Origin of the sequence: Pantoea sp. EKM21T, assembly GCF_011800405.1 — a bacterium.
Classification (GTDB): Bacteria; Pseudomonadota; Gammaproteobacteria; order Enterobacterales; family Enterobacteriaceae; genus Pantoea; species Pantoea agglomerans.
Map to the genome: position 1 here is coordinate 183,672 of NZ_JAALFV010000009.1, position 8,152 is coordinate 191,823.

At 56.3% G+C, this 8,152-nt stretch carries 6 protein-coding genes; 1 reads left to right on the forward strand and 5 read right to left on the reverse strand.

Annotated elements, in window-relative coordinates; translation table 11 throughout:
• Window positions 1–75 precede the first annotated feature (75 nt).
• The 5 genes from miaA to nnr are packed head-to-tail and all read right to left on the reverse strand — an operon-like array spanning window position 76 to window position 6,591.
• On the reverse strand, window positions 76–1,026 hold the full coding sequence (gene miaA, locus HFD87_RS18620) for a tRNA (adenosine(37)-N6)-dimethylallyltransferase MiaA (protein WP_167423772.1): 951 nt from the start codon (window positions 1,024–1,026) through the stop codon (window positions 76–78).
• Window positions 1,019–2,884 carry a DNA mismatch repair endonuclease MutL gene (gene mutL, locus HFD87_RS18625; protein WP_010699808.1) on the reverse strand — a complete coding sequence of 622 codons (1,866 nt, stop codon included), beginning with the start codon at window positions 2,882–2,884 and terminating at the stop codon, window positions 1,019–1,021. Before mutL ends, miaA begins: the two co-directional genes overlap by 8 nt.
• Window positions 2,885–2,930: 46 nt before the next feature.
• On the reverse strand, window positions 2,931–4,601 hold the full coding sequence (amiB, locus tag HFD87_RS18630; protein WP_167423773.1) for an N-acetylmuramoyl-L-alanine amidase AmiB: 1,671 nt from the start codon (window positions 4,599–4,601) through the stop codon (window positions 2,931–2,933).
• The gene (gene tsaE / locus HFD87_RS18635) at window positions 4,598–5,074 is read right to left on the reverse strand and encodes a tRNA (adenosine(37)-N6)-threonylcarbamoyltransferase complex ATPase subunit type 1 TsaE (RefSeq protein WP_010256103.1); all 477 of its coding nucleotides are present in this window, start codon (window positions 5,072–5,074) and stop codon (window positions 4,598–4,600) included. The genes amiB and tsaE overlap by 4 nt, the downstream gene beginning before the upstream one ends.
• Window positions 5,071–6,591 (reverse strand): bifunctional ADP-dependent NAD(P)H-hydrate dehydratase/NAD(P)H-hydrate epimerase, encoded by a 1,521-nt coding sequence (gene nnr, locus HFD87_RS18640; protein ID WP_167423774.1) that lies wholly within the window; start codon window positions 6,589–6,591, stop codon window positions 5,071–5,073. The genes tsaE and nnr overlap by 4 nt, the downstream gene beginning before the upstream one ends.
• Here nnr and queG point away from each other — a divergent pair.
• Complete coding sequence (queG, locus tag HFD87_RS18645) at window positions 6,590–7,729, forward strand: tRNA epoxyqueuosine(34) reductase QueG (protein WP_010256097.1); 1,140 nt, start codon at window positions 6,590–6,592, stop codon at window positions 7,727–7,729. The two genes, nnr and queG, sit on opposite strands and share 2 nt — an antisense overlap.
• Window positions 7,730–8,152: the final 423 nt, after the last annotated feature.

Here is an 8,152-nt window from a genome sequence, read left to right on the forward strand (position 1 = left end):
GTTGCAAGTAGAACCTATGGTTCTGAAAAAAACTGCGTAAAAATTTGCGCACGATAACCCATCAATTGTACACAATCACCCATGCTTCGCACTAAGAACCTGTAACACTGTATCACGCGCCAGCCGGGGCTCGTCACTGTCAAACCAGTGAACATTTTCCCAACCGCGTAACCAGGTCATCTGTCGCTTAGCAAGCTGCCGGGTTGCGCAAATTCCCCGATAAACCATCTCGCTGTAATCGATTTCGCCCGATAAATAAGACCACATCTGACGATAGCCAACACAACGAATGGAAGGCATGTCCGTATGCAAATCACCTCGTGCAAAAAGGGCCCGAGACTCCGCTTCAAATCCTGACGCCAACATCTGCTCAAAACGCAACGCGATGCGCTGGTGCAGCAATTCACGGCTCGCGGGGGCGATGGCAAACTGTTGCACGTCGTAGGGTAACGCTTCACCGGATGTTTTTGTCAGTTCCGTTAAAGTTTTACCCGAAATAAAAAAAACTTCCAGTGCTCGCGAAAGTCTCTGCGGATCATTCGGATGAATACGACTGCCGGCAACCGGGTCGATTTCACACAGCTGGCGGTGTAAAGCTTCCCAGCCTTTTTCACGCGCCGTTTGCTCTATCCGCTGACGAACGTCGGGATCGGCCGAGGGCAACGGCGACAATCCTTCAAGTAACGCCTTGAAGTAGAGCATGGTTCCACCAACAAGCAACGGTATTCGTCCGGCTTCAACGATATCCGCCATTTCTGCTAAAGCATCCCGCCGGAACTCCGCTGCCGAATAGGCTTCAGCGGGATCGCGAATGTCGAGCAGACGATGGGGTGCCACTGCTAACTCCTCAGCCGACGGTTTCGCCGTACCAATATCCATCTGACGATAGATTAAGGCAGAGTCTACGCTGATTAGTTCCACTGGTAACCGCTTACGCAATTCAATTGCTAAAGCAGTCTTGCCAGAAGCCGTGGGTCCCATCAAAAAAATAGCCTTTGGCCGGCCAGCCTGGTTTAATTCACTCATGCTTCAACGCGTTGATCGCGCTCTCAATCTCTATGGGCTGTAATAAGCCTGAAGGCGGCGATTTCAGCAGCTGTGGGCAAAGCCGTTCAAGCTCTGCCAGCAGGTTGATCGCCTGTGAGTGATTCCAGTCGGAGGACTCTGTATCCTGACGCCGCGCCAGCCACTGGGCCAGTTGCGTCGCAGAGATCTCCTGCTGCCGGGCGAGATAGCCTAACAGCTCAGGAATCAAGATTTGTAAATTTTGTGTTCGTAACGGTAAAGGCACCGCGCGTAAGGTCACGTGGTCACCTTCGGGCTGAAGATCAATACCCATCTGATTGAGCAGGCTGCTCTTTTCTTTTGCGGCCTGCCGTTCATCCAGGGCGATTTTGAGCCGCACCGGAATCAGCAGGGGTTGCGGTTTAAGCCCTTCCTCACCCGGTTCAAGCTGCGCCTGTTTCAGCCAGCGCGCCGCGACCGGCAGCGCCATCAGCATTAACTTCTGATCCTGCTCCAGCAGCGCATAATGGTTTTGCAACACGGTCAGTACCCGGCCAAAGCTCTGGGCATGCGCGGCCAGCGGCGAGGGTTTTTCGGCCGGACGCGGTGCCGGTTCACGGTTTTTTGGCGGCGGCGTGGCGCTGACAGGCGTTTTCAGCAACTGCTGATAAACCGCGCCTTCACGCTGACGATACACGTTCTCTTTGTTTTGCCAGGCCGGCGCCGCTGCGGGCGGTGTTTGCCGCGTGGAGGCTGAAGATTGATTCTCGCTGGCGGGCGCTGCAGGCTGCGCAAAATGATTCCCCCCCGCCGCCTGACGGTTTTCCGGCTGCCAGCGCGGTGCGGCTTCTTCTGCCTGCAGCGCAGGCAAAATGGGTGACGCTATCGCCTGTAACGCGCTGACCACGCCCTGATAAATAAAATCATGCACCAGGCGTGACTGATGAAAACGCACTTCATGCTTGGCCGGGTGAACGTTGACATCCACCTGATGCGGATCGATCTCCAGATAGAGCACATAAGCGGGCTGCTGGTCATCCTGGAGCTGGGTCTGGAAAGCCTGGCGGATAGCGTGATTAATCAGCTTGTCACGCATCATCCGGCCATTGACGTAGCAATATTGTAACTCGGTGACCTGGCGCGAACCGGCGGGATCGGCGACCCAGCCGCGCAGCGAGAGATCATCATGCTGCCAGTCAATTCGCAGCGCATGCTGAATAAACGTGGTGCCGCAGATAGCTGCCAGTCGCCGTTCGCGCTGGCTCTCCTCGCTGACGGCCCGATACTGACGCATCATTTTGCCGTTGTGGCTCAGTGAAAGCGCGACATCAAAACGCGCCAGTGCAATACGACGGATCACTTCGTCGATATGACCGAACTCGGTTTTCTCTGTGCGCATAAATTTGCGGCGCGCCGGGGTGTTATAAAACAGATCCAGCACTTCGAGCGTAGTCCCACAGGGATGCGCAGCCGGTTTAACCGTTACCGTCATATCACGCCCTTCCGCATAGGCCTGCCAGGCTTCGGTTTGATCGGCGGTACGTGAGGTTAAGGTCAGGCGGGAGACAGAACTGATACTGGCGAGCGCTTCACCGCGAAAACCCAAGCTCATGATCGCTTCCAGGTCATCCAGTGAGGCGATTTTACTGGTGGCGTGTCGGGCCAGCGCCATCGACAGCTCGCTTTTCACGATGCCGCAGCCGTTGTCACGAATGCGGATAAGCTTTGCGCCCCCCTTTTCAATATCAACGTCAATGCGCGTTGCACCAGCATCCAGGCTGTTCTCCACCAGCTCTTTTACAACCGATGCAGGACGTTCAACCACTTCACCCGCCGCAATCTGGTTTGCCAGTTGGGGCGGTAAAATTTGTATCGGCATGGTTTTCCTTTTAGCTGGTCGCCCGGCGCAGCGGCCGGGCAAACAATCAGGATGCAGGGATTTTCAGGTTCTGCCCCAACATGACGTTGGTCGATTTCAGATTATTGGTCTGCATTATCGCTTTCGGGCTGACGCCATAATGTGCGGCAATGCCGGTCAGTGAATCCCCCACAACCACTTTATGACGCACAACGCCGCGTGGCGTGGCGCGCGTGGTGCGGCTGGCGGCCGCACTGGCCGGCACTTTCAACCGCTGTCCGACCCATACCACATCCCGCTTCAGGGTGTTCATCTCACGCAGGGTCGACATGCTGACGCCATACTTCGCGGCAATCCCGGAGAGTGTCTCACCGCGCGTTACCGTATGGCGCTGAGTTACGCCGGTATATTGCGTCACCCCGGTCGCCGGGTTACTGGCGACGTTAACCGCTGGCGACGAGCCCAGCGGCCGGTTTTCCTCCTTTGGGATGGATTGCAGCGGGTGCGCCAGGAAATAAGTGCGCAGACCTTTATAGATCGACTGCGCAATCTTATCCTGGTGTGCGCTACTGCCAAGCAGTCGCTCCTCCGAGGAATTACTGATAAAGCCGGTTTCCACCAGCAAAGAAGGAATATCGGGTGAACGCAGCACGCCAAGACTGGCATGCTCAGGCAGACGTTTATGCAGCGACGTCACGCTGCGCATCTGCTGCAACACTTTCTGGGCGATGTCATAACCGACCCGCTGCGAGTGACCGAATTGCAGGTCAAGTACCGCCTGGCTGAGGTAGGGGTCGGCCTGACTGTTAGCCAGCAGGTCACCTGCGCCGCCCAGCAGCTCAGACTGTTTCTCTTTCTGCTCCAGCCAGTTAGCCATCTCGTTATTGGCCCGGCGGTTTGATAATACCCAGACCGATGCACCGGTCGCCGCATGGCTCGGCGCGGCGTCAGCATGAATTGAAACCAGCACGTTGGCGTTGGCTTTACGCGCCACGTCGGAGCGGCCCATAACCGAGATAAAATAGTCGCCATCACGCGTCAGGACGCCTTTAAACATCGGATCGTTATTCAGCAACACCCGCAGTTTACGTGCAATCGCGATCGTGACGTTCTTCTCTTTCAGTCCGCGCTGCCCGATAGCGCCGGGATCCTGACCGCCATGTCCGGCATCAATCGCCACAATCACGGTATCGTTCTGGCTGACGGCCCGGCCAGGACTCACGGTGCTGGCTGTACTGGTCACGGACGTCAGCGGATTCGAATTAAAGGGGTTAGCCGCTGCGGCACTCTGGGTGGGCACGCGCGTCGGGGCCGTTACCGGCGCAGGCACACTGCGCGTAACAGCAGGTGGCTTACCGGTAATGGTGAAGACCACGCTGTAGCTGTTGCCATTGCGCTGGGTGACCGCCCGGGTTTTACCCGCCTGCGTCAGCTCAAACACCAGCCGCACGCTCTGTTTATCTTTCGGGGTGCTGGTGCGAATTCGCTTTACGATGTTTTCGCCGCTGAAATTTAACGGCAGCCCCTGAACCACGCCGCTCTGGCGCACATCAAGCACCACACGGTCAGGATTGCGCAGCGGGAAGAAGCCATAGACAGGTTGTCCGGCAAAGTTCAGGGTGATGGTTGCCTGGCTGTCGCCATTAGCGACTTTGATATCCGACAGGGTGGCGGCAAACAGGGGTGTACAGACCAGCAGCAACAGTGTCACCAGCGCTATTTTCATCCGTGACATCATGCCTGATCCCTGCCCTGACCAAATTGTTCAAGCCATTGCTGGCCCGACGAGGATTGTGCCGTCAGTTCCGCTTCACGCGCCTCACCCACGTAACGCAGCGTTAGCGTGAGATCGGGCGGCGGCAGAAAACCGGCGCCCTGCTGCGGCCATTCAACCAGGCAGATAGCATCGCCGCTGAAATAGTCGCGGATGCCCATGAATTCAAGCTCTTCAGGATCGGCAAGACGATAGAGGTCGAAGTGATAAAGTGTGCGGTCGTCCAGCGTGTAAGGCTCAACCAGCGTGTAAGTAGGGCTTTTGACGTTGCCCTGATGGCCCAGCGCCTGCAGAAAGCCGCGGCTGAAGGTGGTTTTACCCGCCCCCAGATCGCCATAGAGATAAATCACTGCCGCGCTGCCACAGGCGCGCGCCAGCTGAGCGCCCAAACTGAGCGTAGCCGCCTCATCGGGCAAAGAGATAACACAGGTCTTCATGCTTCTTTATTCATCTCAGGATTAACAAACTGCCACAGCAGATCCAGTAAATCAGTTGCCAGCATACCGCGCGTACCACGTTCCGCAGCGACCGCATCGGCCGCGGCACCATGTGCAACGCAGCCGGCGCAGGCCGCATCAAACAGCGTCAGTTTCTGGCCCACCAGCGAGGCGATGATTCCACTCAGGAGATCGCCCATACCGCCGGAGGCCATTCCGGCATTGCCCACGTCAGCAAAGGCCATTTCACCCTGCTCGCTGGCAATCAGCGTACCGGCGCCTTTCAGTACCACTACGCCACCATAACGCTGCGCCAATGTCTGCGCTGCATGTAAGCGGTCACTCTCAATTTCACTGGTCTCGGTATTAAGCAAACGCGCCGCTTCTCCAGGATGCGGCGTAATAATGCGATTCTGACGTTTCTCCGCACTGATTGCCAGCAGGTTAAGTGCATCCGCGTCCCAAAGCATCGGCTTTTCACTGCTCGCGACCTGCTTCAGCGCCCGCTTTCCCCAGTCGCGCTGACCCAGACCGGGCCCTATCGCAATGACATCGGCCCACTCCAGCGCCTCCGTCAGGCGCTCATTGGTCAGTTCATCGACCATAATTTCGGGCCGGGCGGTCAGGATCGGAATAATATTATCTTTGTGAGTAAGTACTCGCACTAACCCACTACCGCTGCGCAACGCCGCTTCTGCCGTCATCCGCACCGCGCCAGCGGTACCGGCATCGCCCCCCACTACCAGCAGCCGGCCATGACTGCCCTTGTGCGAGGTTGGTTTGCGCGGCTTGAGCCAGCGGGTTAATGCGCTGGCATCATAACGCGCGATGGGAGCTACTTCGCCCGCCAGAAAAGCGGCCAGGCCGAGATCGGCATAGTAAAGCTCTCCAATGTAATCTCGCGCTTTGCCAGTGATCTGGCCCGGTTTAAGAGCGACCACACTCAGCGTATGGCTGGCATTGATTACCTCACCGGGCGCGGTGCCATTGCGGGCTGATAAGCCGGAAGGCATATCAATGGCCAGTTTCGGCGCCGCATGGGCGTTCGCCTGCTGGATCAGCGTGGCATAGGGTTCTTCGGGCGCACGATGACTTCCGGTTCCCAGCAGCGCATCCACAATCACATCGATCTGCTCTGGCCAGACCGCATCGGCCGCATGAATTTCACCGCCCGCATCCAGCCACGCGTCCCGTGCACGCTGCGCCTCTTCAGGCAACGCTTTTTTACTTTCGCACGCCAGCAGCGTAACGGTTTTGCCCGCCGCCTGTCCCAGTCGCGCCAGCACATAACCATCGCCACCGTTATTGCCGTGACCACACAGAATCAGCCAGTGGCTGGCCTCTGGCCAGTGCGCAGTCAGATGCTCGTAAGCGGCCTGTCCGGCACGCAGCATCAGCTCATACAGCGTAATGCCGAGCGCATCGGCCCCCTGTTGCTCAAGCTGGGCCACAGCCTGCGCAGGCCAGACAGAATATGGTAAACTGCGGCTGTTTTTCTTCGAATCCTGGTTACTCATGTCATACCCTCTCGATCTTCATCAATTCGCACAACAGATTAAACAGTGGGGATTGGATCTCGGCTTTCAGCAGGTCGGCATCACCGATACCGATCTCAGTGCGGAAGAGCCGCGCCTGCAGGCGTGGCTGGATAAGCAGTATCATGGCGAGATGGAGTGGATGGCGCGACACGGCATGATGCGGGCGCGTCCTCATGAACTGCTGCCCGGCACGCTGCGCGTTATCAGCGTTCGCATGAACTACCTTCCGGCCAAAGCCGCCTTTGCCAGCACGTTGAAAAATCCCCAGCTGGGCTATGTCAGCCGTTATGCATTAGGTCGTGATTACCACAAAGTATTGCGCAATCGACTGAAAAAGCTCGGAGAAATGATCCAGCAGCATTGTGGCGAGCTTAATTTTCGCCCGTTTGTGGATTCGGCCCCGCTGCTTGAGCGGCCGCTGGCAGCCAAAGCGGGACTCGGCTGGACCGGCAAACATTCGCTGATACTGAATCGGGAAGCAGGCTCATGGTTTTTCCTCGGCGAACTGCTGATCGATATTCCGCTGCCGATAGATACACCGCAGCAGGAGCAGTGTGGCCGCTGTGTCGCCTGCATGACCATCTGCCCTACCAGCGCGATCGTTGAGCCCTACGTCGTGGATGCCAGGCGCTGTATTTCCTATCTCACCATTGAGCTGGAAGGCGCGATCCCGGAAGAGTTTCGCCCGCTGATGGGCAACCGGATATATGGCTGTGATGACTGCCAGCTGATCTGTCCGTGGAATCGCTATGGACAACTCAGTGACGAAAGCGATTTTTCACCGCGAGCGGCGCTACACGCCCCTGAGCTGATCGATCTGTTTCAATGGGATGAAGCGAAGTTTTTACGCATCACTGAAGGCTCAGCGATTCGCCGCATTGGTCATTTACGCTGGCTGCGTAATATTGCAGTGGCGCTGGGTAACGCGCCCTGGTCGCCCGAAATCGTTCAGGTACTGGAACAACGACTCGGTGAAAGTGACCTGCTGGATGAACATATTCTGTGGGCAATCACGCAGCAGCAGCAGAAACGCGAGCAACTCGTGGTTGAAGTGCAACCTGCCCAGCAGAAGCGCCTGGTTCGTGCAGTAGAGAAGGGTTTACCGCGTGATGCGTGATTGAACAGCTTGATCGCGAATTATCGTTTTCCACATGCTGTGAATAAAAATAAAAAGCTGTTGTCATTCAACTGCAACAACGCTGATTTTGCTGTTAAATAACAAATTGAAATATTTTCATAATGATAAATATCAACAACTTATATAAAAGTTGTGTTTATTTAATAATGAGGCTATCGCTTCGGTTAACCTGCAAGGTTGTGGATAACTCTGTTCAAAAGCCATTTACAGATCGCCGTAACAGGCGCAGATGATGGGGTGCAGTGCTGTGGATAACCTTCATGAAACAATCAAAATCACGCGACGTAAAACAGTCGGCTAACGGACTGAAATGAGGGTGATGTTAAATCTGGAGCGGGAAACGAGACTCGAACTCGCGACCCCGACCTTGGCAAGGTCGTGCTCTACCAACTGAGCTATTCC

Bases quoted from the DNA above. Each gene is read 5' to 3' on its own strand.
- miaA (WP_167423772.1), bottom strand. From the start codon at position 1,026: ATGAGTGAATTAAACCAGGCTGGCCGGCCAAAGGCTATTTTTTTGATG.
- mutL (WP_010699808.1), bottom strand. From the start codon at position 2,884: ATGCCGATACAAATTTTACCGCCCCAACTGGCAAACCAGATTGCGGCG.
- amiB (WP_167423773.1), bottom strand. From the start codon at position 4,601: ATGATGTCACGGATGAAAATAGCGCTGGTGACACTGTTGCTGCTGGTC.
- tsaE (WP_010256103.1), bottom strand. From the start codon at position 5,074: ATGAAGACCTGTGTTATCTCTTTGCCCGATGAGGCGGCTACGCTCAGT.
- queG (WP_010256097.1), top strand. From the start codon at position 6,590: ATGTCATACCCTCTCGATCTTCATCAATTCGCACAACAGATTAAACAG.
- nnr (WP_167423774.1), bottom strand. From the start codon at position 6,591: ATGAGTAACCAGGATTCGAAGAAAAACAGCCGCAGTTTACCATATTCT.